This is a genomic window from Arenicella sp. 4NH20-0111 (assembly GCF_040366405.1).
In the GTDB taxonomy this organism is placed as follows: Bacteria; Pseudomonadota; Gammaproteobacteria; order Arenicellales; family Arenicellaceae; genus Arenicella.
Window position 1 is genome coordinate 1 of record NZ_BAABWF010000033.1, and the last position, 476, is coordinate 476.

Genomic DNA, 476 nt, shown 5'->3' on the forward strand with positions numbered 1-476 from the left:
TCTAAGCCATATTGGCATCCCAATGTTGGCCATTCTTAACCATAGTGTTGAGCGTGACTAGCTGCTTTCTGCAGCATGCGATTAGAGCAACTCTTTTAGGTTTACCTTCGGCTATTTTCTTTTGATAAAACGCTTTGATTTTCGGGTTGTGCTGAATTGCCGTCATCATGGACATGTAGAGCACGGTTCTAACTTTATGGCGACCTCCGCGTATTCGTCGTTTGCCATCCTTCTTTCCGCTGTCTTTGTTTAGAGGTGCAATCCCGACTAGAGTGGCAATTTCCTTACGGTTTAATTTTCCAAGCTCAGGAAGTTCACTGAGTAAGGTGTAAGCGAGTACTCGACCCACACTGTGCGCGCTCATTAGTAATTCAACCAGCTCTTGCCAGTGTGGAACCTTGGCTATCGCCTTATCGAGCTTTTTATCGACTTTGGCTATTTCGGCTTGGATTTTTGTAAGCACATTGTTGAGCGGA

Annotated in this window: 1 protein-coding gene; it reads right to left on the minus strand. The window is 45.2% G+C overall.

Features of this window, described 5'->3' with window-relative positions:
* Position 1: 1 nt before the first annotated feature.
* Positions 2-476 (minus strand): transposase (locus ABWW54_RS20120; protein WP_353415017.1); only part of this gene is annotated, 475 nt, incomplete at its 5' end.